This is a genomic window from Streptomyces sp. NPDC059787 (genome assembly GCF_042732315.1).
GTDB classification, from domain to species: Bacteria; Actinomycetota; Actinomycetes; order Streptomycetales; family Streptomycetaceae; genus Streptomyces; species Streptomyces atrovirens.
Genome location: NZ_JBHWHX010000012.1, coordinates 56,140 through 80,054, shown reverse-complemented (window position 1 = coordinate 80,054; position 23,915 = coordinate 56,140). Strand labels below are relative to the sequence as shown.

Genomic DNA, 23,915 nt, shown 5'->3' with positions numbered 1-23,915 from the left:
ACGTCGTACGGTCGGATCCCCGGCGCGGCGGGCCCCGGCCCGGCCGCGGCCACCGCACCGGCCCTGTCCATCGTATGTTCGACGGCGCTCCCGCGCTCAGGTATGCGCGAGCCGCGGAGCGTAGGGAAGACTGGATCATGCGAAGTGGACACGACACCGGGAGGAACCGCATGACACGCCCGATCACGGCAGGGATCGACGGAACCGGGGAGAGCCTCGCCGCGCTGGCCTGGGCCGCGCGGGAGGCGGTCCGCCGGGGACTGCCGCTCAGGGTGGTGCACGCCTGGCGGTTCGAGGCGCACGACGCGGTGGACACGGGGGACAGGGCCACGCAGGAGCAGTGGGTGCGCGCGTCGGTGGAGGAGGCGGTCCGTGCCGTCGGTGAACGCCACCCCGACCTGGCCGTGACGACGGACGTCCTGGAGGGCGACGCCGTGCAAACGCTGACCGGCGCCGCCGCGGACGCGGAGCTGCTGGTGCTCGGCTCGCGCGGACACGGGCGGATCATGGGCTTCCTGGTCGGCTCGGTCGGCCAGCAGGTGATCGTCGACGCCGGGCGTCCTGTGGTGTTCGTGCGGGCCGGGGACCAGCCGTCGAACGAGGTCGCCGGACACGAGATCGTCGTCGGCCAGCAGGGCGACCCCGAGGACAGCGCCGCCGCGCTCGGCCTCGCCTTCGAGACCGCGGCCCGGCGCGGGGCCACGGTGCGCGCCGTACGGGCCTGGACCCTGCCCCCGGTGTTCGCCTACAGCCCCGCCTCGCTCCAGCTCCTCGACGAGGCCGGCGGCCTGGAACCGTACGAGCAGAAGGCGCTGGCGGCGGCCCTCGCGCCGTGGCGGGAGCGCTACCCGGACGTGCACGTGATCGAGCACGTGGAGATGGGCAGCGCCGGGCAGGTGCTGCTGTCGGTGGCGGGCACCGCCCAGCTGATGGTGGTCGGCCGCCGCGCCCACCGCACGGCCGTGGGCGCCAGGATCGGCTCGGTGGCCTACGGCGTCCTGCACCACGCGGACTGCCCGGTGGCCGTGGTTCCGCCGGCCTGACCCCGTGCGCTCCGGCCGGCTAGCCGTCCGTCGGCCGGAGCGTCTCCCGCGCCTTCGGGAGGATGTTCCTGATGTAGTCCTCGACGGCCGTGTCGAGTCCGATGTCGTGCTGCGCCCGCTCGGACAGGTACCAGCGGTGCTCCAGCAGTTCGTGGTAGATCTCCGCGGCGTCCATCGGGCCGCGCAGCTCCGGCGGCACGGACCGCACGGTGGGCCGGAAGACCTCGCGCACCCAGCGGTGGGCGAGGACCTCCGGGCGGGCGCCGAGAGGATCACCGGGCGCGTAGTCGTCCTGGGTGGCCATCCAGCTCTCCAGATCGTTCAGCAGCCGCCTGGCCTGGTTCTCCTCGGCGTCGAGCCCGGTCAGGCGCAGCAGTTGCCGCTGGTGGTGGCCGGCGTCGACGACCTTGGGCACGAAGGTGACGGTGTCGCCGTTGGAGGCGTGCTCGATCTGCATCTCGGCCACGTCGAAACCGAGGTCGTTCAGCCGGCGGATGCGGCGCTCGATGTAGTGGTGCTTGCCCGCCGGGTAGACGGAGGTACGGGTCAGCTCCTGCCACAGCCCCGTGTAGCGGGCGCAGATCTCGGTGCCGAACTCGATCGGGTCGACGGAGGGGTGCAGCGCCCCGGAGGCCTCCAGGTCGAGCAGTTCGCCGCTGATGTTGACGCGCGCGAGATCGAGGTCGTACTCGCGCTGGCCGACGCTCAGTTCCGGGTGCAGGTCACCGGTCTCGGCGTCCACGAGATACGCGGCGTAGGCGCCCGCGTCGCGCCGGAACAGCGTGTTGGACAGCGAGCAGTCGCCCCACGCGAACCCGGCCAGGTGCAGCCGCACCAGCAGCACGGCGAGCGCGTCCATCAGCCGGTGCATGGTCGCCGGGCGCAGCGTCGTCTCGAACATCGACCGGTACGGCATCGAGCCGCCGAGGTGACGGGTGATCAGCACGCTCTCCAGCGGCTCACCGGCGGTGTCGGTGCGGCCGGTGACCACGGCCAGCGGGTCCACCGCGGGGATGCCGATCCGGTCCAGGTCGCGCAGCAGCTCGTACTCGCGCAGCGCGGGCCGCCGGGCGAGCTCCTTCACCGCGATCACCTCGTCGCCGGCGCGCGAGTAGCGCACCACGTGCCGGGAGATGCCGCGTGGCAGCGGCACCAGGTACTCCTCCGGCCACTCCTCCAGCGGCAGGTGCCACGGCAGTTCCAACAGGAGCGCGGGATGCTCCGGGTTGGTGGCGTTGATCTGCAGTGCCATGGCGGGAGTGTCCTCGTCTCGTGGGCGATCGTCGTCCCACCCTATTGCGCGCGCTCCCGGGCCAGCCGGGCGGCGTCCCGTACGGGCCCCTCGTGCAGCGGGCCGTGTCCGGGCAGCAGCAGGTCGCCGTCCAGCTCCGCCAGGACGTCCAGCGAGGCGACGGCGGTGGCGCGCTCGTGGTGGAACATGTCCGTCAGCATCTGCGGTCCCTCGGTCCGCGAGGTGGGATGGCCGCTCACCAGGGCGTCGCCCGACACCACCACCCCGGTGCCCGGGAAGTGGAACGCGCAGTGCCCGGCGGTGTGGCCGGGCGTGTGCACGGGTACGGGCCGGCCGGGCAGATCGAGCGGACCCGGACCGGCCCCGGGGAACGGCTCGGGCGCGGTGACCGCCACGTCCGCCGTCCCGCCGGAGCGCAGGGCGTGCGCCGCCCAGGGCAGCACGCCCGGCCGCCAGCCGTTGCGCAGTACCTGCCCGACGGTCACCTGGTGCAGGAAGTCCCGCCGGGCGTGCGGGACTTCGGCCTTGTGGGTGTACACGGGGGTGCCGTACGCGGCGCTCAGGTACTCGGCGGAGCCCAGGTGGTCGCTGTGGGCGTGCGTGATCAGTACGGCCGTCACCGCCTCCGGCGGACTCCCCACCTCCGCGAGGGAGGCGAGCAGCCCCTCGCGGTCGCCGGGGTAGCCGGTGTCGATCAGTGTGACGGCGTCCCCCTCGGTCAGGATCACCCAGTTGGTGTTCGTGCCGTGCACCAGGAAGGTGCCGTCCGCGACGTGCCGCACGGTTGCTCGCATGTTCGTCCCGACTTCCAGTCGTTCCTGCCGGACGGGAGAAGGAAAGCAGATCACGGCGCGGGTGGTGGGCGCGGCCGTGGCGGCGCCGGCCCCGCGGGACTCCGGTGCGATCCCGCCGCTCCCGGCTCTTTCGATACACCGGTGTATCGGATACGTTCCCGTATCGGACGAAGGAGCGACCATGACGGCGGGCGGTACGGAGAGGCGCGTCACCGGACGCCGGCTGCGCACGCGCGCGAACCTGCTCGAAGCGGCGTTCTCCGTCTTCGCCGCCAAGGGCTTCGGGCACGTCTCGATCGAGGAGGTCTGCGAGGCCGCCGGCTACACCAGGGGCGCCTTCTACTCCAACTTCGCCGGCCTGGACGAACTGTTCTTCGCCCTCTACACGGAGCGCGCCGAACTGATCGCCGAGCAGGTCGCCGGGGCCCTCGCCCAGGACGGACCCGACCTCGACGTGCCCGCCGCCGTGGACCGCGTCACCGAGGTCCTGCTCCTCGACCGCGACTGGCTGCTGGTGAAGACCGACTTCCTGGTGCACGCCGCCCGTGACCCGGAGGTGGCGCGCGCCCTGCTGGAGCACCGGGCGCGGCTGCGGCGGGCCGTCGAGGACCGGCTCGCGCGGGCCCGCGGCCACACCGGACTGCCCGCCGTGCTCGGTGACGCCGAGGGCGCCGCGCACGCCGTGGTCGCCGCCTACGACGGTGTCACCACCCGACTGCTCCTTGACCGGGACGTCGCGGGCGCCCGGGCCTGGCTGAAACAACTGCTGACCGCGCTGCTCACCGCATGACAGTCACCGCACCACAGTCACCGCACAACAGGAAGGGACGGTCGCCATGGATGCCGACGTCATCGTCGTCGGAGCGGGACTCGCGGGCCTCGTCGCGGCCCACGAGCTGACCGCCAGGGGCCGCAGGGTCGCCCTGGTCGACCAGGAGAACGCCGCCAACCTCGGCGGGCAGGCCTTCTGGTCCTTCGGCGGGCTGTTCCTCGTCGGCTCCCCGGAGCAGCGGCGCCTGGGCGTCAAGGACTCCTTCGACCTCGCCTGGAACGACTGGCAGGGCAGCGCGGGCTTCGACCGGCTCGACGACGAGGACTCCTGGGCGGTGCGCTGGGCGAGGGCGTACGTCGAGTGGGCGGCGGGGGAGAAGCGGTCCTGGCTGGACGGCCACGGCATCACCTTCCTGCCCACCGTCGGCTGGGCCGAGCGCGGCGACCTCCGCGCGGACGGACACGGCAACACCGTGCCCCGCTTCCACATCGCCTGGGGCACCGGGACCGGCGTCGTCGCGCCCTTCGTCCGGTACGCCCGGCAGGCCGTCCGCGACGGACTGCTCACCTTCCACCACCGTCACCGGGTCGACGAACTCGTCGTCGAGGGCGGCACCGCGCGCGGGGTGCGCGGCACCGTGCTCGCGGAGGACGACGCACCGCGCGGTGTCGCCTCCGGCCGCGAGGCGATCGGCGAGTTCGAGCTCACCGCCCAGGCCGTGATCGTCACCAGCGGCGGCATCGGCGCCGACCACGACATCGTCCGCCGGTACTGGCCCGAGCGGCTGGGCACCCCGCCCCGCGAGATGGTCACCGGGGTCCCGGCCTACGTCGACGGGCGGATGCTCGACATCAGCGCCCGCGCGGGCGTGCGGCTGGTCAACCGGGACCGCATGTGGCACTACACCGAGGGCCTGCGCAACTGGGACCCGATCTGGCCCGGACACGGCATCCGCATCCTGCCCGGACCGTCCTCGATGTGGTTCGACGCCCTCGGCCGCCGGCTGCCCGACCCCTGTCTGCCCGGCTACGACACCCTCGGCACGCTGAAGCACCTGCGCACCACCGAGGACATCGCCGGACACGACCACTCCTGGTTCGTCCTCACCCAGAGGATCATCGAGAAGGAGTTCGCGCTGTCGGGCTCCGAGCAGAACCCCGACATCACCGCCAAGGACCGGGCCGGCTTCCTGCGCACCCGCGTGCTGGGCAAGGGCGCCCCCGGCCCGGTGGACGCGTTCCTGCGCAAGGGCGCCGACTTCGTGACCGCCCCCACCGTCGAACAGCTCGTCGAGAAGATGAACGCCCTCACCGACGAACCGCTGCTCGACGCGGCCCTCGTACGCCGTCAGATCGAGGCCCGCGACCTGCAGATGGCCAATGCCTACAGCAAGGACGCCCAGGTACAGGGCATCCGCAACGCCCGCCGCTACATCGGTGACCGTCTCGGCCGCGTCGCCACCCCGCACCGCATCCTCGACCCGGCGGCCGGCCCGCTGATCGGCGTCAAGCTGAACATCCTCACCCGCAAGACCCTCGGCGGCATCCAGACCGACCTCGACTCCCGCGCGCTCGGCGCCGACGGCCGGCCCGTCGAGGGCCTGTACGCGGCGGGCGAGGTGGCGGGCTTCGGCGGCGGCGGTGTCCACGGCTACAACGCCCTGGAGGGCACCTTCCTCGGCGGCTGCCTCTTCTCGGGCCGGGCGGCGGGGCGCGCGGCGGCCGCGCACACCGCCTAGTCCTCCAGCAGGCGGGCCAGCACCTCCGCGTGACCGGTCCGAGGGCTCCTGGACGCGGTCAGCAGGGTCACCGGGCCCTTCCTGGCCAGTTCCCGTACGTGGTCGAGGAGTTCGGCGGCCTCCGGGGTGGCCAGTTCCGCCTCGTAGCGCTCGCGGAACTCCTCGTACGGCCGGTCGTCCGCGTGGTACCAGCGGCGCAGCCCGGTGGACGGGGTCAGCCCCTTGGGCCACTCGTCCACCCGCGCCGCGTCCTTCGTCAGACCGCGCGGCCACAGGCGGTCGACCAGGACCCGGATCCCGTCGTCCGGCTCGGGCGGTTCGTGGACACGGCGCACGCGCACGCTCATGGTCGGCCCCTTCCGGCGGTGTCCCGCGAGCGTACTGCGACGCACCGGGCCGGGCACGGCGGGACCGCCGGGCCCGGCTAGCCGGAGGAGCGCCGGGCGGCGATACGGCGCTTCAGGGCACGGCGTTCCGTCTCGCTCGTACCGCCCCACACCCCGATGGACTGCCCCGTGTCCAGCGCCCACTGGAGGCACTGCTCCCGCACGGGGCAGCGTCGGCACACGGCCTTGGCCTGTTCCGTCTGCATCAGGGCGGGGCCGGTGGTGCCGATCGGGAAGAAGAGGTCGGGGTCCTCGGTCCTGCAGGCCGCACGTTCGCGCCAGTTGTCCATCGAGAGTCACCTGCGATCATCGGTGTGAGAACGGGCAGGCACCCTTTTGGGCGCCTTACTCCTTTTCGGGTCACCTGTCTACCGGAGGTGAAACAACGGGACGCCGTGCGCGCGGTCACTGTTCGCGCAGCCCCCAGGGCGAGCCGTACGCGGTCAGCAGTTCCAGGAACGGCCCCGCGGGGAACGCCTCCGGACCGAGCACGCCCGTGCCCGACCAGGCGCCGCCGGCGAGCAGTTCGAGGGCGACGACGGGATTGACGGCGGTCTGCCACACCACGGCCTGGCAGCCGTACTCGGCCATGGACCACTGGTTGTCGACCACGTGGTACAGGTACACCTCACGCGGCGCCCCGTCCTTCACGCCCCGCACCCAGGTGCCGGCGCAGGTCTTGCCGTGCATCCGCTCGCCCAGCGTCGCCGGGTCGGGCAGACAGGCGGCCACCACGTCCCTGGGGGAGACCCGCACCGGACCCTCCGGGCCGGGCACGGTCACCGGTTCGGTGCGGTCCAGGCCCAGCAGGCGCAGCGTCCTGAGCGTGTCGATGAACTCTCGGCCCAGACCGTACTTGAAGGTCACCCGGCGGGCGTCCACCCAGCGCGGGACGAGCAGCACCTCCTCGTGCTCGACGTTCACGCACTCCACCGGGCCGATGCCCTCCGGGAAGTCGAACACCTCCGGCTCGCTGAACGGCTCGGTGGTGAACCAGCCGCGGCCCTCCTCGTAGACCACGGGCGGGTTGAGGCACTCCTCGATGGTGGTCCAGATGCTGAAGGACGGCGCGAAGCCGTAGCCGTCCACCGTGAGGTTCGCGCCGTCGCGGACGCCGATCTCCTCGATCTCGTCGAAGAGTTCGTCGGCGGCGTACCGGGCGAAGACGTCCGACAGCCCCGGTTCGACGCCCATCCCGACCAGGGCGAGCGCACCGGCCTTCTCCCACTCCTCGGACCGTGCGAACTGCTCGTCGCCGAGCTTCACCCCGCACTCCTCGTACGGCCGTTCGGCGTGCGGCCGGGACAGCGACATCGCCATGTCGACATAGGTGGCACCGGCGCGGCGCGCGGCCCGGAACAGCGGCATCACGAACCGGGGGTCGGTGGCGTTGAGCAGGACGTCGCAGCCGTGCCGTCCGAGCAGCGCCACCACCCCGTCCTTGTCACCGGCGTCCACGTGCTCGGCACGGAACCGGTCCCCTTCCGCGCCGAGCGCGGCGACCGCCGCCTCGGCCCGGCCCCGGTCGTGGTCGGCCACCACCATCCGGTCGAAGAACGGCCGCCGGGCCGCGATCCGGGTGACGGCGGTACCCACGCCGCCGGCTCCCACCAGCAGTACGCGCATGACGGAGCACTCCCTCTCTGCCTCGTGGATCCTCAGGGATCCGGGATGTGTGCGGGGCCCCTGGCCGGAGATACAACGCCTCGCGACGACATAAGGTCAATGGCGTTGGCATAAGGGCGTGAGGAGACGACGATGCCGAAACGCGTGGTTCCCGAGGAGCGCCGGCGGCGCCGCAGGCCGACGAGGAGCGGCCGGGTCCTGTCCGAGACGCTGATCGTCGGGACGGCGCTGCGTCTGCTGCGCGAGCACGGCAGCACGGGTCTGACCGCCCGCCGCCTCGGCCTCGCCCTGGACTGCGACCCGAGCACCCTCTACCGCTACTTCCGCGGCATGGACGAGCTGACCCTCGCCATCGGCGACGCGCTGATCGGCCAGGCGCTGCACGGCTGGCATCCCACGGGACAGTGGCGGGCCGACCTGCGGGCCGTCGGGCTGCGCATCCACGCCGCCTATGTGTCGCACCCGCAGGCCGCCGTCCTCACGGCGAGCCGGGTCTCCGGCCGGGCGAACGAACTGGCGGCCGACGAGGCGGTCCTCGACGTGCTGCGCACCGCGGGCTTCCCGCTGCCGGAGACGGTCCGCGTCTACCACGCCTTCATCGACACCACGCTGGCCTTCGCCGCCCTCGACGCCGCGTCCCTGGCCCTGCCCGGCGCCGCACTCCACGCCGACGAGGAGATGTGGCGCTCCACCTACGCCCGCCTCCCCGCCGCCACCCACCCCCGCATCGCCGAGGCCGCGCCCCTGCTGGCCACCCGCATGGTCACCAGCGCCTACCCGACGGCGCTGGACATGCTCCTGGAGAGCGCGGGGAACAGCCTGGCCTAGCGGCGCAGGGCCTCTGCCGCCGCCTCCGTGACCGCGTCCGCCACCGCCGCCAGCGCGGGGGAGTCCAGCTTCCACTGCTGCCAGTACAGGGAGATGTCGACCGCCCGGTCCGGGGCGAACACCGTGAGGCGGCCGGCCCGGAGCAGGGGGCCGGCCTGGGCCTCGGGGACCATGCCCCAGCCCAGGCCCGCGGCGACCGCCTCGGCGAAGCCCTCCGAGGCCGGCACGTAGTGGCGCAGCGCGCTCGCCTCGGTGCGTCCGCGCGTGAGCCGGCGCACGAAGCCGTCCTGGAAGTCGTCCTTCCGGTCGAACACCACCACCGGCGCCACGGGCAGTACCTCCCGCAGCGGTCCCGCGAGATGCCGTACGGCGAACTCCGGGTTCGCCACCGGGAGATAGCGCATCCGCCCCAGATGCCGTACGGAACAGCCCGGCACCGGGTCCGGCGACGAGGTCACCGCGGCCATCACCGTCCCCTCCCGCAGCAGCGCCGCCGTATGGGCCTCGTCCTCCCGGCGCAGTTCGAAGCGGAGCCGCGAGTCGGCCGGCAGGCGGGTGAGGGCCCCGAGGAACCAGGTCGCCAGCGAGTCCGCGTTCACCGCCACCGGCACCCGGGTCGGCTCCCCGGCCCCGCTCAGCCCCAGCTCGGCGCAGGCGTCCCGTTCCAGCCGGACCGTCTGGCGGGCGAGCCTGACCAGCACCTCGCCCGACTCGGTCGGCCGCACCGGCTTGGTGCGCAGCAGCAGCACCCGCCCCGTGCGCTGCTCCAGCGCCTTCACCCGCTGGCTCACCGCCGAGGGCGTGACGTGCAGCGCGGCGGCCGCCGCGTCGAACGTCCCCTCGTCCACCACGGCGAGCAGGGTCCTCACCTGGTCCAGCGGAAGATCCTTCATCATGGGAGCTAATGCTACGTAAGAATCCTTAGCTGTACTGCAGGGCCTTCCCGCCCGTAGCGTCCTCGGCATGACCAGCGCCCTGACCACCGCCGCCGCCGGATTCGGCACCGGCCTCTCCCTCATCGTCGCCATCGGTGCCCAGAACGCCTTCGTCCTGCGCCAGGGCGTCCGCCGCGACGCCGTACTCGCCGTCGTCGGGATCTGCGCCCTGTCCGACGCGGCGCTCATCGCCCTCGGTGTCGGCGGGGTCGGCGCGGTGGTCGTGGCCTGGCCCGGCGCGCTGACGGCGGTCGGCTGGATCGGCGGCGCGTTCCTGCTCGGCTACGGCGCCCTGGCCGCCCGCCGGGTGCTGCGCCCTGCCGCCGCCGGGCTGGAGACGGCGGGCGAGGCGGCGAGCTCACGGCGCCGGGCCGTGCTCACCTGCCTCGCCATGACCTGGCTCAACCCGCACGTCTACCTCGACACGGTGTTCCTGCTGGGCTCGGTCGCCGCCGACCACGGCCCGCTGCGCTGGACCTTCGGCCTCGGTGCCGTACTGGCCAGCGTCTGCTGGTTCGCGGCGCTCGGCTTCGGCGCCCGCCTGCTGAGCCGCTTCCTGGCCCGTCCCGCCGCCTGGCGGGTCCTGGACGGCCTGGTCGCCGCCACCATGATCGTCCTCGGCCTGACGCTCATCGCGGGAGCCTGACACCGAAGGCCCGCGCGGCTCCCCGACGCCGGGCCCGGCCGACGTGCCGCACGGCCGCGTCGCGGGCTCCGCCTCCGGCCTCCCCGTACGGTCGTCACGGTGCCCGCGCCGCGCCGCCACCGGGTGCGGGGCCGCTACAGCGTCCCGCCGCGCCGGTGCATCGTGTACTGCTCCATCAGCTTGCCGCGTGTCGTCTCCAGCCGGTGGGCGAGCACCTCGGCGACGCTGCGCACCAGGGTCAGCCCGAGCGGCGGGTCCTCCTCGCAGAGCCGCAGCACGGCCGCCGCGTCGAACTCGTAGGCGCGCACCTGGCTGAAGGCCACGGCGCCGAAGTCCCACTGGTGGGGCGGGAACAGCCAGGACCAGCCCAGCAGATCACCCGCGCCGAGACCGGCGACGGTCACCCGGTGCAGGTCGTTCACCCGCTGGTCCAGCGAGACCGCGCCGGAGCGGATCACCCAGAACCGGTCGGCGGTGCCTCCCGCCTCGAAGATGCGGGTGTCCTCGGGGAAGGACACCTCCCGCGCCAGTGCCATCAGGCGCTCGCGCTGCGGCGGGGGAAGGGCGGTCAGGAGTTTGATCGCTTTGGTCATGGCGCGGGGCTCCTCGCCGGGCATTCGGTTCCGGTGCTTTCCCTACGTTCATTTCAGCCGCTGCGGCCGTTCGGGGCACCTCGGCGGGCACGGGAAGTCCGGTTCCTGCCGCCGGCCCCCGCCCGGGCATGAAAAAGCCCTGGCTGGACGGGGGAAGCCAGCCAGGGCCGTAAGCGGTGATGTCCGGAGGACGGGGGGTCGACTCCGCCACCACGTATGAATGAACGATAAACCATTTCGGCGGTGTCCGGGTAATCGGGTCACGTGACCTGTTTCACTGGTCCCGGCCGGCGCGCTCGTCCACCACCCGGACCGTGTCCAGACCGGGGTTCGACGGGTCCGGCAGGTGCATGCCCGCGGCCAGCCCCGTCCGCAGATAGCGGAGCACGGGCCCGGTGAGCCGTTCGCCCGGCAGGACGGCCGGGATCCCGGGCGGATACGGCGTGACCATCTCGGCCGCGATCCGTCCGGCGGCCCGGTCCACCGGCACGTCCTCGGTCGGGCCGAAGAACGCGTCCCGCGGCAGCAGCGCCTGCGCCATCCGCAGTTCGCCCGGCGACGGCACGTCCACCCTCGGCGCCCGGGGCAGGCTCCGCGCCGCCCGGCCCAGGTCCCGCAGCGCCGACAGCAGTTCCCCGGTCGTCTCCCGGTCGTCGCCGTGGGTGATCTGCATCCCGATACGGCGGTGGTCCACCAGGTGCGCGTCGACGCCGCGGTGCTCGCGCAGCCAGTCCGCCGCCTGGAATCCCGTGATGCCGAGACCGTCGAGATCGATCACGCCGGGCAGCGGATCGAAGCCGTCCGCCAGCCCCGGGCCGCAGAAGTCGTCCCGGTCGTCGACGTGCATGCCGTCGATCTCCTCGATCGCGGCCCGGACCCCGTCGGCGAGCGACAGCGCCGACCCCATCAGCTCCTTGCCGTGCAGCGCCATCTGCCGCCGCCAGCCGTCGAGGCCCGCGAGGATCAGCACCGACGGGCTGGTGGTCCCCAGCAGGTCGGCGCGCATGCCCAGCAGCGCCGGCGGCACCAGATCGCCCCGCAGATGGAACACCGAGCCCTGCTCCAGACCGCTGCCCATCTTGTGGATGCTGGTCACGCAGATGTCGGCGCCCGCGTCCATCGCCCAGGACGGCAGATCGGGATGGAAGGGCAGGTGCGCGCCCCAGGCCTCGTCCACGATCAGCGGGCGCGAACGCCGGTGGCACACCTCGGCGATGTCCCGCAGCGCCGCACTGGCGCCGTACGGCGTCGGGCTGGTCACCAGCGCGCCGCGCGCGTCCGGGTGGGCGTCGAAGGCCCGGTCGAAGTCGTCGGCCGACGGCGGGTGCGCGATGTGCCGTTCGGCGTCCCACCGCGGCTCCACCCACACCGGCTCGATCCCGGACAGGATCAGCCCGGACACCACCGACTTGTGGGCGTCCCGCCCGATCAGCAGCTTCTCGTGAGGCCCCGCGACCGACAGCATCGCCGCCTTGACCGACAGGGAGCTGCCGCACGTGCTGAAGAAGGTGTGGTCGGCATGGACCGCGTCGGCCATCAGCTCCTGGGCCCGCTGCAGCACCCGGCCCCGGACGAGCCGGTCGTCCAGGCCGCCCGACGCCAGCACATCGCTCAGGAACACCGCGTCCCCGAGCACCTCACGCACCGCGGGATCCGCCCCGCGGGCCTGCTTGTGCCCAGGTGGGGTGAAGCCCAGCCGCCCCTTGCGGTGGTACTCCTCCAGTGCTTCCAGAACCGGCGCCCGGCTGTGATCGACCGTCATGGGATTCCGGGTGCCCGGCAGCGGCCCGCCTCAACCCGTACGGAAATCCGCGCGGAAATCCGTACGGAAGTCCACACGGCCCCGCCCGTCAGCCCTGCGCCGCGCGCTTGCCCGGCGTCAGGATCTCGTCCAGCACCCGCAGCACCACGCCGTAGGCCACCCCGCGCACCTCGGCGTCGCGCGCCGCGCCGGGATCGCCGGTGCCCGCCCGTCCCAGCTCGTCGCCCCGGGCCCGCCAGGTCCGCTCCTCCTGGGCCGCGCAGGCCCGTGCCCGCTGGATGCGCCGCATCAGTTCGTCCGAGTCCACCACATCGGTCATACCGTCCGCGTACCCCCGTGCGCCGATCGGATGACAGGCATTCAGCGAACGGCCGGGAGGTTTGCCGCTACCGGGACAGGTGAGCCGAAAAGGGAGGTACGAGGCATTCTCCATCTACTTCGCCACCGATCAGGGAGCCGCACGATGTGTGAGGAGTACACGACCGAACCCCTCGAACTGCCCGGCGCGCACCGGGCCGGACCCCCTCGCCCCTGCCGTCCGGCCGAGGTCCGCGAGGCCGTCACCCGGGCGGTGTCCGAACGCTGCCGGGCCACCCGCACCCCCTGCGACGACGAGGCCCTGGCGGACGTCCTGCTCGTCGCCTCCGAACTCACCACCAACGCCATGCTGCACGGCGGCGGGATCATCGACTTCCAGGTCGACGTGAGCGGTCCCGGAGTACGTCTGTCGGTGAGCGACCGCAGCGACGAGCTGCCCGTGGTCGTGCCGTCGGCCGACCGGCAGGGACGCCGCCGTCCGGGCGGCCACGGCTGGCCCATCGTGTGCCGGCTGTCCCGCGACATCCGGGTGTCCGACCTGCCCGCCGGAGGCAAGTGCATCACCGCCGTGGTGCCCCTGTCCTGACCGGCCGGAACAGGCCCCGGCAGATCGCGTGAAGAAGCGGAGTTTGTTCCACCGGCGAGGGGGCAATCGGAGGTTCGTGCTTCGGACCGGAGGCGCGCCAGCGGGAGCGGTACGGCTGCTGTGGACCCTCCGGGCGTCCCGGCGACGGCCCTCCCGCGGTAGATCCCTGAAACCACCGTTCGGGAGCGAACCGCATGCTCATTGACACGACCGCCCATCGTTCCGGCCCTTCCGACACGACGACCGCCGCACCCCGCCGGCGGCACGACGACGCCCCCGACACCGCCTCCCTCTTCACCCGGCTGGCCTCCCTGGAGGACGGCCCCGAACGGGACGCCGTCCGGGACGAGCTCGTCACCGCGTGGCTGCCCATGGCCCACCGCATCGCCGGCCGCTTCCGCGACCGCGGCGAGGCCGTCGAGGACCTGCGCCAGGTGGCCGCCCTGGGCCTGGTGAAGGCCATCGACCGCTTCGACCCGAGCCGCGGCGCCTTCGAGAGCTACGCCGTCCCCACCATCACCGGCGAGGTCAAGCGGCACTTCCGCGACCGGATGTGGGCCCTGCGCGTGCCCCGCCGGGTGCAGGAACTGCGCAACAAGGTGCGGGTGGCCCGGCGCGAACTCACCCAGAACCCCGGCAGCCCCGAGCCGTCCGTGGCGGCGATCGCCGCCCACACCGGGCTGACCGAGGACGAGGTCGGCGCCGGCATGGAGGCCCTGGAGAGCTTCAGCACCCTCTCCCTGGACGCGGAACTGTCGTCCGACGACGACGGCTACAGCCTCGCCGACACCCTCGGCGCCGCGGACGCCTCCTACGACATCGTCGTCGACCGCGAGTCCGCCAAGGAGGGCCTGCGCAGGCTGCCGGAGCGCGAGCGCGCCATCCTCTACATGCGGTTCTTCGAGGACATGACCCAGAGCCGGATCGCCGACCGGCTGGGCATCTCCCAGATGCACGTCTCCCGTCTCATCAGCCGCAGCTGCGCCCGGGTGCGCGCCGACGTGATGGGACAGCGCACCGGCCGCCGCGGCACCGGCGGACACTCGGCGACGGCGTGAGCGACGCCCGCCCCCACCAGAGAGCGAGACACATGCTGAAGCCCCACCCCACCGTGCTGCGCCGGCTCGTCGAGGAGTACGAGGCCCTGACGGCGGCCGGAGGCGGACCGGCCGGCCCGGACCCGCGGATCGGCGACCTGGCGTACACCCTGTACGTGTCGACCGGCACCCGGGACGTACGCCACGCGCTCGCCACCGCGCGCGGCTGGCTGGCGACGGCCGGGCAGGACGCGCCCGGGGCCGGCACCCCGGCCGCCGTATGACCCGCGGTGTGCGGGGAACCCGTAGCGGATGAGCGAATCCGAGATTCCCCCGGAAGGCAGGCCCGTGGACGTCTATCTCGACCTCCTGCGGGTCCGGATGGACACCGAGGACTACCGGCTTCTGCTCCACGTGGTGGAGCCGGTCCTCCAGGCGATCGAGGAACACCGGCTGTCCGGCATGGACCTCGCGCTGGACGGCGGGGACGAGGAACTCCCCCAGGAGGTGCGCGACGAGGCCGCCCTCGTCATCGCCACCGCCGTCACCGGCCGCCTGGACAACGAGGTGGTCGAGCTGGAGGTCGACGAGACCGGACCGGTCCGGGTGGTCACCGACGCGGAGACCGCCGCCGACCCCTCCCGCCTGGACGAGATCGCCGGCTACATCAGGGACCGCCACCGCCAGAACGAGGAGCTACGAGGCATCGCCGAGGCCAGCGGCCTCCCGACCGACTTCTGAACCCCGCCCACGTCCCGCCCGCACGTACGGCCCCGGTACCGACCGGGGCCGTACGCGTGGGCGGGACCCGACCGGTCCGGCGGTCCGCCGGTCGGCTTGTGACGGGGCCGACGGCGTCCGGGTGCCGGGCGGGGGCGAACGCGCGGCGCACGCGGGCGTGCCGCCCCGGCCGGGCGTACGCGCGGGCGCGTGGGCCGGTCCAGTAGGCCGGGGCCGACGGTCTGCCGGTCGGGCGGACTCGTATGTGCGGTCCTGGTCGGGCCGTGGGCGCGGGCCGACGGCCTGCCGGCCGGCCTGTGGTGGTCCCGGCGACAGCGCCCGGGTGCCGGGCGGGGGCGCACACGGGCGCGCCGCTCCGGCCGGGCGTACGCGCGGGCGCGTGGGCCGGAGGCGGCGGTCTGCCGGCCGGTCCGTGACGGCGTCCGGGTGCCGGGCGGGGGCGAACACGTGGGCCGGCAAGGGCGACCGCCCGGTCGCCGGGGGAGGTGTCCGGGCGTACCGGGGACCGCGGCTCAGCGCTCGGGGGTCTTCACCGGGACGGCCAGGGGGCGGGCGAGGCCCACCACGGCCTCGTCCAGGCGTTCCAGGTGGCGCAGGACGCGGTCGGTGATGCGGCCGTAGCGGGCGGTGCCGTCGCCGCCCAGCAGGGACGCGATGCTCGGGCCGGTCTCGACCGGCACGGTGACGTCCTCGTCGGCGACGCGGTCCGCGATCGTCACGATGTTGCGCACCGTGCGCCCCGCCGCCCCGCGCAGCCGGGGATCCGCCGCGATCGACGGATGGGTCGGCAGCAGCTCCGCCGTGGCCGCCAGCGAACGCGCGTGATACGCGCACGTCTCGAGGAGCGCCACCACATAGCGCGCGTTGGTGCGCCGGGCCCGCAGCGGGGTCACCGGATGCGTCAGCGGCTGGGTGGCGGACCGCAGGTCGCCCAGCGCCTGGTCCAGCTCCCGCGCCTTGTCCAGCAGATCGCCGGCGGGACCGCCGCTGAGCTGGCCGACGGCGGCCTCGGTCACCTCGGCGAGCCGCTCCAGCACGGTGACCAGCAGCTCGTTGGTGCGCCGGTCGGTGTTCACCGGCAGCACCAGCGCCGCCGCGACCACCCCGCAGGCCGCCCCCAGCGCCGTCTCCTCCACCCGCAGCACCAGCACCTCCCAGCTGTAGGTGTGCAGCAGGGTGTAGAGCAGCCCGAGCATCGCCGTCACGAAGAACGACATCAGCGTGTAGGACAGCGGCGCCGTGTAGAACATGGCGAAGATCAGCACCAGCACCAGGAAGAACGCCGTCCAGGTGTGCCGGCCCACCAGGGCGGCCAGCAGGATGCCGGCGACGACGCCGAACACCGTGCCCAGCAGCCGCCGGTAGCCCTTGACCAGGATCTCGCCGGTCGAGGCCGTGTTGATGAAGACGATCCAGCAGGTCAGCACCGCCCAGTACCAGCGGTGCGCGGACAGCAGCTCGCCCCCGGCGATGGCCAGCGTCGAGCCCACGGAGACCTGCACGGCGGCGCGCGTGGTGGGCCGTCGCAGCCCCTTCGGCGGCTCGGCCGCCTCCGCCTCCTCGCCGGCGTCGATGGCGGCGTCCTCGGCGTCCAGCTCCTCCCGGGACCTGGCCGTCGCCGGACTGTCGTCCGACTCGTCCTGCGGGCCCTCCAGCGCGATACGCAGCCCCATGACGGCGCGCGCGGTCTCGCCGACGGCCCGGAACACGTCCCGCACGGCCGGGGTGGCGACCGGCAGGTTCTCCTCGTCCCGGTAGCCGAGCAGCCGGTTGCGCAGCTGGGCCACGCCCGTTCCGCCGGCCCCGGTGCGCACCACCAGCGCCCGCAGCGCGAGCAGGTCCCGTCGCAGTACGGCCGTGGCCTCGTCCGGGCCGGGCAGTCGGCCCACCTCCGGGGCGGGCGCACCGGGCAGATGCAGGGTGAGGGTGTCCGCCCGCTGGGCGCTGCGCGCCGACAGCAGCAGCAGACCGAGCCGCTCGGCGGCGATCTCCGCGTCCGCGATCCGGCGCTGCACCAGCCGCGCCGTCGACTCGTCCGGCGTGCCCTCCTCCAGCCGGCTCTGGATCATCAGGGCCGTCTCGTGCAGCCGTGCGGTGCCCTCCCGCATGTCCTCCAGGGCCTTGTCCACCTCGTCGGGCCCGGCGTCCAGCAGCGCCAGCTGCGCGGAGACGAGCCGGCCCAGCCGGGCCCGGAAGGCCGTCCGCAGCCGCAGCAGCAGTCCGGCGGGCGTCACGGGGACGACCGCGAACCGGACCAGGGCGCTGCACGCGAACGCGACGGCCAGGACCGCCCACAGCCCCGGCAGCTGTGAGGGGGAGGCGCCGACGAACAGGGACACGAAGTAGACCTGGAAGCCGATCAGACCGAGCGCGGTCCCGCGGTCCCCGAACCGGCGGCCGTACACCGCGGCGAAGATGAGGACGACGAAGAAGGCGTCCCCGACGACGACCCGCTCGCTGAGCACCGCGCCCAGCGACACGGACACCAGCGCGACGGGCAGGCCGACGGCCAGCGTGATCGCCTGGGCGCCGCGCTGCTTCTCCCGGATGGCGAAGGTGGCGACCATCGCCGCCATCGCCCCCGCCACCAGACGGGTGACGTCGAATCCCGCCGAGACGAGCACGGCCAGCGTCAGCGCGATCGCGCCCACCGTCCGCAGCCCGGCCGTCAGCCGCAGCAGACCGGGGTCGGACGCCGCCAGGTGGTCCCGCAGCCGTGTCCGCACCGAGCGTCCCGCCGCCTTCACTCCACCGCACTCTCTCCCGTCGTACACGCACGCCCGGACCCCGGCACCGCCGGGCGCGCGCCGTCTCCCGCCCCCCGGATCACCGCGCGGCCCGGCCCGCCTCCGCGACGTGCTCCCGCACCTGCTCCGGCGTCAGATAGGCGTCCAGGTACTCGAAGTCCCGCAGGTTCCCCGGCTTGTGCGCCTGGAATCCGGTGCGTACGAAATCGTCGCCGGCGACCGCGTTCAGCAGCCAGTTGGTCATCACCCGCGTCTTGGCGACACCGGTGCGCAGCGCCGACCAGTGGTAGCCGCGGGCCACCGCCTGGGCGGGCAGGCCGTGCAGTTCGATGCCGAGCGGCTTGGACACCGCGTCGGTGCCGCCGAGGTCCACCACGAGTCCGAGGTCCTGGTGGACGTACGGCCGTGTCGGCCGGCCCCGCAGCGTCGCGATGACGTTCTCGGCGACGTGCCGGCCCTGCCGCAGGGCGTGCTGCGCGGTCGGCGGGCACACGGCGTCGTCGCCCTTGGCCACGTCGGGCACCGCGGCCGAGTCGCCGAGCGCGAACACCCCGTCGTGGCCCGGCAGGCACATGTCCGCGTTGACCGCGAGCCGCCCCCGGACGGTCTCCGCGTCGAGCGTGGCGATGAGCGGGCTGGCGACGACACCGGCGGTCCAGATCAGGGTGCGGGTGGGCACCGCCCGGCCGTCGGTGAAGGTGACCTCCTCGGCGCCCGCCTTCGCGATGGAGACGCCCAGCGAGATCTCGATGCCGCGCCGGGTCAGGATCTCCTGCGCGCTGCGCCCGAGCTTCTCGCCCAGTTCGGGCATCAGCTTCGGCGCGATGTCGATGAGATGCCACTTGATCAGGCCCGGGTCGAGCCGCGGGTAGCGCTTGACGGCGGCGTGCGTCAGCCGCTGCAGGCAGGCCGCGGTCTCGGTGCCCGCGTAGCCGCCGCCGACGACCACGAACTGCAGCCGCGAGGCCCGCTCGGCCGGATCGTGGCTCGCGTCGGCCAGGTCGAGCTGGGAGATGACGTGGTCGCGGAGGTAGGCGGCCTCGGCGAGCGACTTGAGCCCGAAGGCGTGGTCCGTCAGCCCCGGGATGTCGAAGGTGCGGGTGACGCTGCCGGGGGCCAGCACGATGTAGTCGTACGGCTCGTTGACGATCTCGCCGTTGACGATGCGGATGACGCAGACCTTGGACTTCAGGTCCACGCCGATGGCCCCGCCCGGGATGATCCGGGTGCGGTACTTCTCGCTGCGGCGCAGGGAGAGCGCGACCGACTGCGGGGTCAGCACGCCCGACGCCACCTGGGGGAGCAGCGGCAGATAGAGCTGGTAGGAGAACGGCGTCACCAGAGTGAGGTCGGCCTCGTTCGGGGCGAGCCTGCGCTCCAGCCGGCGCACGCACTCCACGCCGGCGAAGCCTGCGCCCACCACCAGGATCCTGGGTCGTGTCACGGTGTCCATCCCTTCCTGCGGCTCCAGGCGGTCTGCCTCGAACATCGACAACTGACGCGTGCCCCTGTTCGGCACCACGATGCCCGCACCTTCGCCGGAACGCACCGGGAAGGGAGTCGGCGGCCGGCTCAGCCGCGCAGGTGGCACAGGAGCAGGCAGACGTCGTCGTCGCGCTCGGAGTCGCTCAGCAGGGGGCGCAGGAGCCGGTCCGCCGAGTCCTCCAGATCCGCGTCCAGCTCCGCCGGACCGAACGAGCCCAGGGCCGCCGCGAGCCGCTCGATGCCCGGGTCGATGCCCCGGGCGCGCCGCTCCACCAGCCCGTCCGTGTAGAGCGCGAGCGTCGAACCGGGCGGCAGCCGCTCGATGTGGTCGTCGATGTCCTGCTTCAGCGGGATGCCGAGCATCGCGCCGGGCTTGGCGTCCAGGGTGCGCACCCGCCCGTCGGGCAGCCGCAGCACCGGCGGCGGATGACCGGCGGCGGCCCACGTCAGCGTCTGCCCGTCGGGATGGAACCGGGCGATGACCGCCGTGGCGAACAGATCGGGCTGGAGATGGCGCAGATACCCGTGCAGCCGGGTCAGCAGCCGGCCGGGGCTGTCGCCGTCGACGGCGTAGGCGCGCAGCGCGGTGCGCAGCTGGCTCATCATCACCGCCGCGTGCAGCCCGTGCCCGGTCACGTCGCCGATGACGGTGATCAGACCGCCGTCGCGCTGCCGGAAGGCGTCGTACCAGTCGCCGCCGATGTTCAGCCCGTGCGTGGCGGGGAGATAGCGCGCGGCCAGGCTCAGCCCCGGCGTCGCCGGCAGGTCGGTGAGCAGGGCGCGCTGCAGCGTCTCGGCGATGTCACGGTTGTGCTCGAAGCGGCGGGCGTTGTCGATGGCGGTGCCGGCCCGCCGGGCGAGTTCGAGCAGCATCACGGCGTCGTCCGGGTCCCAGCGCTCACCGGGCGGCGACAGGGTCAGCACCCCCAGCGGCGCCCGGCGGGTCAGCAGCGGGATGCACAGCAGCGGCCGGCCGGGGTCCAGGGCCGACGGGGGCCGGTCGTCCACCCCGGGCAGGCCGCCGGGGTGACCGGCCGCGTACTGGGGGCGCCCGGTGCGGGCCGCGTGGATCGCCGCGCGCGGGCGGGACGTGGGCCGGTACCGGTCGTCCTCGTGGTCGAACAGCCATACGTCGACGTGGTGGGCGTACCGCGGCACCAGCAGCTCCGGCAGCCGGCTCACGATCTCGTCGTGGTTGAGCGAGGCGTTCAGCACGGCGCTCGCGTCCGCCAGGAACGTCAGCCTGCGGCGCGCGTTCTCCGCCTCCTCGCGCGCCCGGCGCTCGGCGGCGAACGCCTCCCGCTGCGCGCGTCCCGCCGCGTCCAGCTCGGCGTGCAGCGCCAGGACGCCCTGGTTGGTCTGGTGCAGCTCCTCCCGGTGGAAGGCGACCAGTTCCTCCTGCTCGGCGAGCTTGTCCAGCACCACGGCCGTGTCCTCGTCGGCGCCCAGCAGCGCCTCGGACAGGACGGCCGGGTCCCTCGTCACCGGGCCCGCGTCGGACGCCCGGCCCGGCTCGGGGCACGGAACGGCCACCGTCCACGGGGCGCGGCCGGCGGCGCCCGCGCCCGGTGCCGGCGTCACCGCCACGTGCAGCGCCCCCGCCCCGGCGGAGGGGCCGGGGCCGTCCAGGGTGAGCATCCAGACGCCGCCCTTGGTGAGGCACTGCCGCAGCTGGCCGCTGAGTGCCGCGGCCAGCCGCGCGCGTTCGACGGGGGGCACCCCGTGCGCCGCGGCCAGCCGGGCCACGGCTATCCGGGCGCGTGCCGCGTCCGTGACGGTCCGGATCCGCCAGGTGTGCGTCATGGGCGGTCCGGCGGTGCGGGGGCCAGCACGGCCACGGCGGTGTCGTCCCGCACCGGACGCGCGGGACTGCCGGCGTCGCGGACGGCCACGGCGGCCGTCACGGCCGGGTCGGCGGACAGAAGCCCCGTGTCCGGGGGAGGCGTCCAGCGGCTGGGCAGACCGTCGGTGTGCAGGATCAGCAGACTCTCCGGGGTCCAGGCGACCTCGTCCTCGCGCACGGTGCCCGGCCGGTGCACCCCGACGATGCCGGGCCGGGACAGCAGGGTCCGCCAGCGGTCGCCCTCCCGCAGCCGGGCCGTCACATTGCCGATCCCCGCGAAGCGCAGCCGCCCGGACCAGGTGTCGAGCTGCGCCACGGCGACGGCCGCGCCCCGGGTGCCGGCCAGCGCCGCGTGGAGCTTCGGCAGGCACTCGGCGGGCGGGAGCCGGGCCCAGTGGCGCAGCTCCTCGACGGCGGCCGTCGAGGCACGCGCCGCCTCGCTCCCGTGGCCGAGACCGTCGGCCAGCATCAGGGTCAGCCGGTCACCGGACCTGACCCAGGCCCAGGCGTCCCCCGAGAAGTCCGCCCCGGCGAACGGGACGTTCACACCGCCGACGCGCACACCGGGGGCCCCGGCGGAGCCCCCACCGGCGGCGGAGCCGATGCGGGCCACCGCCACGGTGCCCCGGCCGAGGGCGCTGTGCAGGGCGAAGTCGTCGGCCAGGCGCCGGCAGGTGCCGAGGCCCGCGCCGAGCGAGTCGGCGGTGGAGAACCCGTCCCGCAGCGCACCGTCCACATCGGAGATCCCCGGCCCGTGGTCGAGCGCGGTGATCTGCACGACCTGTCCCGGCCGGCCCTCACGCGGTACGGGCGGGTCCACGAGGTCGACGACCACCTCTCCCGCCTGTGCGTGCTTGAGGAGGTTGGTGGCCAGCTCGGTCGCCACCAGCGCCGCGGCGGCGGTGCGCTGGTCGTCGAGCCCGGCCGCCGCCGCGGCCTCCTCCGCCGCGACCCGGACGTCGCGCACCCGGGTCGAGTCCTGCACCGGCACGTACCGGACGCGGGGCATCAGACGTCCTCACGCCGGCGCGGCGGCCGGGTCACCCACGAGGTCACCCGCACCGTGGTCCCCGACCCCGGGGCGCTCTCGACCTCGAAGTCGTGCACCAGGCGCCGGGCACCGCCCAGCCCCATCCCCAGCCCGCCGCCGGAGGTGTAGCCGTCACTGAGCGCCCGGTCGAGGTCGGGGATGCCGGGGCCCGAGTCGCTGAAGGCCAGCCGCAGCCCGTCGGCCCCGCCGGTGGTGACGTGCGACGCCTCCATCAGGCCGCCCCCGCCGTGCACCAGGGTGTTGCGGGCCAGCTCGCTGGCGGCGGTCACCAGTTTCGTCTGGTCCACCAGACCGAAGCCGAGCTGGGCGGCGGCCTGCCGCACATGCTGACGTACCCACACCAGGTCCATGTCCGACCGGATGGGCAGGCGGGCCTCGACGCCCGCGGCGGTGGGCATCACGGACTCTCCTCGCGCACGCCGCCGGAACGCGGCGACACGACGGGCTGCGCGAGGAGCTCCATCGCCGCCTCGGTGGTGAGCGCGGTCCGCAGCCCCGGCAGCGTCAGACCCAGCTCCACCAGGGTGATGGCGACCGCGGGCCGCATACCGGCCACCACGGTGCGCGCGGCCAGCAGCTCGGTCTGCGCCGCGGTCTCGGCCAGCACCCGCCCGAGGAAGGAGTCGACGATCTCCACCCCGGAGATGTCGATGACCACCCCCGTGGCCCCGCTGCGGGCGATCGTCTCGGAGAGGTCCTGCTGAAGCCGGTGTGCCGTGCTGTCGTACAGGTCCCCCTGGAGGGTGACCAGCAGAACGTCACCGAGCCTGAGGACCGGCACATGTCCCGCGACCGGGCGGGCGAACTCCTCACTCACCGCCGGCCCGCTCCGTCGGGGGCCGTGTGCACGATGTTCGTCCCCAGCTCGTGCAGGCAGTACCCGAGCGCGTCGGCGAGGCTCGCCCGCGTCTTCACCGTGCCGAGGTCCAGACCGAGGTGCACGATGGTCTGCGCGATCGCCGGGCGGATGCCGGACACCACGCACTCCGCGCCCATCAGCCGGGCCGCGGCGACCGTCTTCATCAGGTGCTGCGCCACCAGGGAGTCGACCGTCGGCACACCGGTGATGTCGAGGATCGCGAACCGGGCGTGCTGCTCGACGACCGCGTTCAGCAGGGTCTCCATCACCACCTGGCTGCGGGCGCTGTCCAGCGTCCCGATCAGCGGGACCGCCACGATGCCGTCCCACAGCTTGATCACCGGTGTCGCCACCTCGAGGAGCTGCAGCCGCTGCCGGTCGGTGAGCGCCTGCACCTCGCTCAGCGCGGTCTGCATGGCCACCAGCCGCAGCGTTCCCATGAGCACGCTCAGCGTGGTCGAGCACTCCCGCAGCTCCTCGGGCGGGGCCTGCTCCAGATCGGCGACCAGGAGGTTCTCCACCGGCGGCCGCAGCGCCGCCAGCTCGCTCGCCACCTGCGTGGGCGACAGCCCCGCGCGGGAGCGGGCCGCCCCCATCCGCGCCAGCTGCTCGCGCACCGCCGTGAAGCCCGCGGCGTCCGGGTCCTCGACCCGCTGCGCGTCGGCGACCTGGGCCAGCGCGTCGACGACCGCCTTCCCCGCCTCCACCGCCTCGTCGCGCGAGACCGTGAACACCGTACGGAACAGGGGCTCGTCCGCCCATCGCTGGGCGATCTGCTCGCGCCGGCGCCGCAGGAAGTCCCTGACCTCGTGCGTCGGTGTTCCGAGTGGTCCGCCCGCTTCGTGCTCCGGCACCTGTCTGTTCTCCTCGTCG

At 73.9% G+C, this 23,915-nt stretch carries 25 protein-coding genes; 9 read left to right on the top strand and 16 right to left on the bottom strand.

Annotation, left to right across the window (positions count from 1 at the left end; all coding sequences use genetic code 11):
* Positions 1-170 precede the first annotated feature (170 nt).
* A complete protein-coding gene (locus ACFV5H_RS14055; protein ID WP_385049995.1) occupies positions 171-1,043 on the top strand; it encodes a universal stress protein in 873 nt (290 codons plus the stop codon).
* 19 nt (positions 1,044-1,062) lie between these two features.
* Here the strand turns inward: ACFV5H_RS14055 and ACFV5H_RS14050 are convergent, their stop codons facing one another.
* Positions 1,063-2,295: a DUF4032 domain-containing protein gene (locus ACFV5H_RS14050; RefSeq protein ID WP_385049998.1), complete on the bottom strand. Its 1,233-nt coding sequence runs from the start codon at positions 2,293-2,295 to the stop codon at positions 1,063-1,065.
* A gap of 41 nt (positions 2,296-2,336) precedes the next feature.
* Positions 2,337-3,089, bottom strand: coding sequence for an MBL fold metallo-hydrolase (locus ACFV5H_RS14045; RefSeq protein ID WP_385050001.1), 753 nt, complete (start codon positions 3,087-3,089; stop codon positions 2,337-2,339).
* Between the two features lie 181 nt (positions 3,090-3,270).
* On the opposite strand from ACFV5H_RS14045, the gene ACFV5H_RS14040 reads away from it, so the two are divergent.
* Together ACFV5H_RS14040 and ACFV5H_RS14035 are read left to right on the top strand one after the other, a co-directional pair.
* On the top strand, positions 3,271-3,879 hold the full coding sequence (locus tag ACFV5H_RS14040) for a TetR/AcrR family transcriptional regulator (RefSeq protein WP_385050004.1): 609 nt from the start codon (positions 3,271-3,273) through the stop codon (positions 3,877-3,879).
* A gap of 46 nt (positions 3,880-3,925) precedes the next feature.
* Positions 3,926-5,599, top strand: coding sequence for an FAD-binding dehydrogenase (locus tag ACFV5H_RS14035; RefSeq protein WP_385050006.1), 1,674 nt, complete (start codon positions 3,926-3,928; stop codon positions 5,597-5,599).
* On the opposite strand, the gene ACFV5H_RS14030 is transcribed toward ACFV5H_RS14035, so the two are convergent.
* From ACFV5H_RS14030 to ACFV5H_RS14020, 3 genes are all read right to left on the bottom strand, one after another.
* Positions 5,596-5,946, bottom strand: coding sequence for a DUF488 domain-containing protein (locus ACFV5H_RS14030; protein WP_385050009.1), 351 nt, complete (start codon positions 5,944-5,946; stop codon positions 5,596-5,598). The genes ACFV5H_RS14035 and ACFV5H_RS14030 overlap by 4 nt on opposite strands.
* 77 nt (positions 5,947-6,023) lie before the next feature.
* Entirely contained in the window at positions 6,024-6,275 is a 252-nt protein-coding gene (locus ACFV5H_RS14025; protein WP_385050012.1) for a WhiB family transcriptional regulator, read from the bottom strand.
* Positions 6,276-6,390: 115 nt separating this feature from the next.
* Entirely contained in the window at positions 6,391-7,611 is a 1,221-nt protein-coding gene (locus ACFV5H_RS14020; RefSeq protein WP_385194803.1) for a saccharopine dehydrogenase family protein, read from the bottom strand.
* Positions 7,612-7,743: 132 nt separating this feature from the next.
* Here ACFV5H_RS14020 and ACFV5H_RS14015 point away from each other — a divergent pair, with 132 nt between their 5' ends.
* Positions 7,744-8,439 (top strand): TetR/AcrR family transcriptional regulator, encoded by a 696-nt coding sequence (locus tag ACFV5H_RS14015; protein WP_385050018.1) that lies wholly within the window; start codon positions 7,744-7,746, stop codon positions 8,437-8,439.
* Here the strand turns inward: ACFV5H_RS14015 and ACFV5H_RS14010 are convergent.
* Positions 8,436-9,335, bottom strand: coding sequence for a LysR family transcriptional regulator ArgP (locus tag ACFV5H_RS14010; RefSeq protein ID WP_385194801.1), 900 nt, complete (start codon positions 9,333-9,335; stop codon positions 8,436-8,438). The two genes, ACFV5H_RS14015 and ACFV5H_RS14010, sit on opposite strands and share 4 nt — an antisense overlap.
* Before the next feature lie 67 nt (positions 9,336-9,402).
* On the opposite strand from ACFV5H_RS14010, the gene ACFV5H_RS14005 reads away from it, so the two are divergent.
* Positions 9,403-10,020: a LysE/ArgO family amino acid transporter gene (locus tag ACFV5H_RS14005; RefSeq protein ID WP_385050020.1), complete on the top strand. Its 618-nt coding sequence runs from the start codon at positions 9,403-9,405 to the stop codon at positions 10,018-10,020.
* A 134-nt stretch (positions 10,021-10,154) separates the two neighbouring features.
* Here ACFV5H_RS14005 and ACFV5H_RS14000 read toward each other — a convergent pair whose 3' ends face one another.
* The 3 genes from ACFV5H_RS14000 to ACFV5H_RS13990 all read right to left on the bottom strand — a co-directional run bounded on the left by ACFV5H_RS14000 (position 10,155) and on the right by ACFV5H_RS13990 (position 12,694).
* Complete coding sequence (locus ACFV5H_RS14000; protein WP_385050022.1) at positions 10,155-10,613, bottom strand: cyclic nucleotide-binding domain-containing protein; 459 nt, start codon at positions 10,611-10,613, stop codon at positions 10,155-10,157.
* A 274-nt stretch (positions 10,614-10,887) separates the two neighbouring features.
* Entirely contained in the window at positions 10,888-12,375 is a 1,488-nt protein-coding gene (locus tag ACFV5H_RS13995; RefSeq protein WP_385050024.1) for an aminotransferase class I/II-fold pyridoxal phosphate-dependent enzyme, read from the bottom strand.
* Positions 12,376-12,463: 88 nt separating this feature from the next.
* Positions 12,464-12,694 carry a hypothetical protein gene (locus tag ACFV5H_RS13990; protein ID WP_352384626.1) on the bottom strand — a complete coding sequence of 77 codons (231 nt, stop codon included), beginning with the start codon at positions 12,692-12,694 and terminating at the stop codon, positions 12,464-12,466.
* Between the two features lie 144 nt (positions 12,695-12,838).
* Here ACFV5H_RS13990 and ACFV5H_RS13985 point away from each other — a divergent pair, with 144 nt between their 5' ends.
* From ACFV5H_RS13985 to ACFV5H_RS13970, 4 genes are all read left to right on the top strand, one after another.
* The gene (locus tag ACFV5H_RS13985; RefSeq protein ID WP_385050025.1) at positions 12,839-13,279 is read left to right on the top strand and encodes an ATP-binding protein; all 441 of its coding nucleotides are present in this window, start codon (positions 12,839-12,841) and stop codon (positions 13,277-13,279) included.
* A gap of 194 nt (positions 13,280-13,473) precedes the next feature.
* Complete coding sequence (locus ACFV5H_RS13980; protein ID WP_385050027.1) at positions 13,474-14,337, top strand: SigB/SigF/SigG family RNA polymerase sigma factor; 864 nt, start codon at positions 13,474-13,476, stop codon at positions 14,335-14,337.
* A gap of 32 nt (positions 14,338-14,369) precedes the next feature.
* A complete protein-coding gene (locus ACFV5H_RS13975) occupies positions 14,370-14,600 on the top strand; it encodes a DUF5133 domain-containing protein (RefSeq protein ID WP_385194799.1) in 231 nt (76 codons plus the stop codon).
* A gap of 28 nt (positions 14,601-14,628) precedes the next feature.
* Positions 14,629-15,057: a hypothetical protein gene (locus ACFV5H_RS13970; RefSeq protein WP_385050031.1), complete on the top strand. Its 429-nt coding sequence runs from the start codon at positions 14,629-14,631 to the stop codon at positions 15,055-15,057.
* 512 nt (positions 15,058-15,569) lie between these two features.
* On the opposite strand, the gene ACFV5H_RS13965 is transcribed toward ACFV5H_RS13970, so the two are convergent.
* From ACFV5H_RS13965 to ACFV5H_RS13935, 7 genes are all read right to left on the bottom strand, one after another.
* Positions 15,570-17,804 carry an FUSC family protein gene (locus tag ACFV5H_RS13965; RefSeq protein ID WP_385050032.1) on the bottom strand — a complete coding sequence of 745 codons (2,235 nt, stop codon included), beginning with the start codon at positions 17,802-17,804 and terminating at the stop codon, positions 15,570-15,572.
* A 79-nt stretch (positions 17,805-17,883) separates the two neighbouring features.
* Positions 17,884-19,257, bottom strand: a complete 1,374-nt coding sequence (locus ACFV5H_RS13960) for an NAD(P)/FAD-dependent oxidoreductase (protein WP_385194900.1) — start codon at positions 19,255-19,257, stop codon at positions 17,884-17,886.
* Between the two features lie 119 nt (positions 19,258-19,376).
* Complete coding sequence (locus ACFV5H_RS13955) at positions 19,377-21,092, bottom strand: PP2C family protein-serine/threonine phosphatase (protein ID WP_385194797.1); 1,716 nt, start codon at positions 21,090-21,092, stop codon at positions 19,377-19,379.
* The gene (locus ACFV5H_RS13950; protein ID WP_385194795.1) at positions 21,089-22,141 is read right to left on the bottom strand and encodes a SpoIIE family protein phosphatase; all 1,053 of its coding nucleotides are present in this window, start codon (positions 22,139-22,141) and stop codon (positions 21,089-21,091) included. The genes ACFV5H_RS13955 and ACFV5H_RS13950 overlap by 4 nt, the downstream gene beginning before the upstream one ends.
* Positions 22,141-22,581, bottom strand: a complete 441-nt coding sequence (locus tag ACFV5H_RS13945; RefSeq protein WP_385050038.1) for an anti-sigma regulatory factor — start codon at positions 22,579-22,581, stop codon at positions 22,141-22,143. The genes ACFV5H_RS13950 and ACFV5H_RS13945 overlap by 1 nt, the downstream gene beginning before the upstream one ends.
* Entirely contained in the window at positions 22,581-23,000 is a 420-nt protein-coding gene (locus ACFV5H_RS13940) for an STAS domain-containing protein (protein ID WP_385050040.1), read from the bottom strand. The genes ACFV5H_RS13945 and ACFV5H_RS13940 overlap by 1 nt, the downstream gene beginning before the upstream one ends.
* The gene (locus ACFV5H_RS13935) at positions 22,997-23,896 is read right to left on the bottom strand and encodes an STAS domain-containing protein (RefSeq protein ID WP_385050042.1); all 900 of its coding nucleotides are present in this window, start codon (positions 23,894-23,896) and stop codon (positions 22,997-22,999) included. Before ACFV5H_RS13935 ends, ACFV5H_RS13940 begins: the two co-directional genes overlap by 4 nt.
* Positions 23,897-23,915: the final 19 nt, after the last annotated feature.

Excerpts from the sequence above, each read along its gene's own strand:
- ACFV5H_RS14055 (WP_385049995.1), top strand. The coding sequence starts at position 171 with ATGACACGCCCGATCACGGCAGGGATCGACGGAACCGGGGAGAGCCTC.
- ACFV5H_RS14050 (WP_385049998.1), bottom strand. The coding sequence starts at position 2,295 with ATGGCACTGCAGATCAACGCCACCAACCCGGAGCATCCCGCGCTCCTG.
- ACFV5H_RS14045 (WP_385050001.1), bottom strand. The coding sequence starts at position 3,089 with ATGCGAGCAACCGTGCGGCACGTCGCGGACGGCACCTTCCTGGTGCAC.
- ACFV5H_RS14040 (WP_385050004.1), top strand. The coding sequence starts at position 3,271 with ATGACGGCGGGCGGTACGGAGAGGCGCGTCACCGGACGCCGGCTGCGC.
- ACFV5H_RS14035 (WP_385050006.1), top strand. The coding sequence starts at position 3,926 with ATGGATGCCGACGTCATCGTCGTCGGAGCGGGACTCGCGGGCCTCGTC.
- ACFV5H_RS14030 (WP_385050009.1), bottom strand. The coding sequence starts at position 5,946 with ATGAGCGTGCGCGTGCGCCGTGTCCACGAACCGCCCGAGCCGGACGAC.
- ACFV5H_RS14025 (WP_385050012.1), bottom strand. The coding sequence starts at position 6,275 with ATGGACAACTGGCGCGAACGTGCGGCCTGCAGGACCGAGGACCCCGAC.
- ACFV5H_RS14020 (WP_385194803.1), bottom strand. The coding sequence starts at position 7,611 with ATGCGCGTACTGCTGGTGGGAGCCGGCGGCGTGGGTACCGCCGTCACC.
- ACFV5H_RS14015 (WP_385050018.1), top strand. The coding sequence starts at position 7,744 with ATGCCGAAACGCGTGGTTCCCGAGGAGCGCCGGCGGCGCCGCAGGCCG.
- ACFV5H_RS14010 (WP_385194801.1), bottom strand. The coding sequence starts at position 9,335 with ATGATGAAGGATCTTCCGCTGGACCAGGTGAGGACCCTGCTCGCCGTG.
- ACFV5H_RS14005 (WP_385050020.1), top strand. The coding sequence starts at position 9,403 with ATGACCAGCGCCCTGACCACCGCCGCCGCCGGATTCGGCACCGGCCTC.
- ACFV5H_RS14000 (WP_385050022.1), bottom strand. The coding sequence starts at position 10,613 with ATGACCAAAGCGATCAAACTCCTGACCGCCCTTCCCCCGCCGCAGCGC.
- ACFV5H_RS13995 (WP_385050024.1), bottom strand. The coding sequence starts at position 12,375 with ATGACGGTCGATCACAGCCGGGCGCCGGTTCTGGAAGCACTGGAGGAG.
- ACFV5H_RS13990 (WP_352384626.1), bottom strand. The coding sequence starts at position 12,694 with ATGACCGATGTGGTGGACTCGGACGAACTGATGCGGCGCATCCAGCGG.
- ACFV5H_RS13985 (WP_385050025.1), top strand. The coding sequence starts at position 12,839 with ATGTGTGAGGAGTACACGACCGAACCCCTCGAACTGCCCGGCGCGCAC.
- ACFV5H_RS13980 (WP_385050027.1), top strand. The coding sequence starts at position 13,474 with ATGCTCATTGACACGACCGCCCATCGTTCCGGCCCTTCCGACACGACG.
- ACFV5H_RS13975 (WP_385194799.1), top strand. The coding sequence starts at position 14,370 with ATGCTGAAGCCCCACCCCACCGTGCTGCGCCGGCTCGTCGAGGAGTAC.
- ACFV5H_RS13970 (WP_385050031.1), top strand. The coding sequence starts at position 14,629 with ATGAGCGAATCCGAGATTCCCCCGGAAGGCAGGCCCGTGGACGTCTAT.
- ACFV5H_RS13960 (WP_385194900.1), bottom strand. The coding sequence starts at position 19,257 with ATGGACACCGTGACACGACCCAGGATCCTGGTGGTGGGCGCAGGCTTC.
- ACFV5H_RS13955 (WP_385194797.1), bottom strand. The coding sequence starts at position 21,092 with ATGACGCACACCTGGCGGATCCGGACCGTCACGGACGCGGCACGCGCC.
- ACFV5H_RS13950 (WP_385194795.1), bottom strand. The coding sequence starts at position 22,141 with ATGCCCCGCGTCCGGTACGTGCCGGTGCAGGACTCGACCCGGGTGCGC.
- ACFV5H_RS13945 (WP_385050038.1), bottom strand. The coding sequence starts at position 22,581 with ATGCCCACCGCCGCGGGCGTCGAGGCCCGCCTGCCCATCCGGTCGGAC.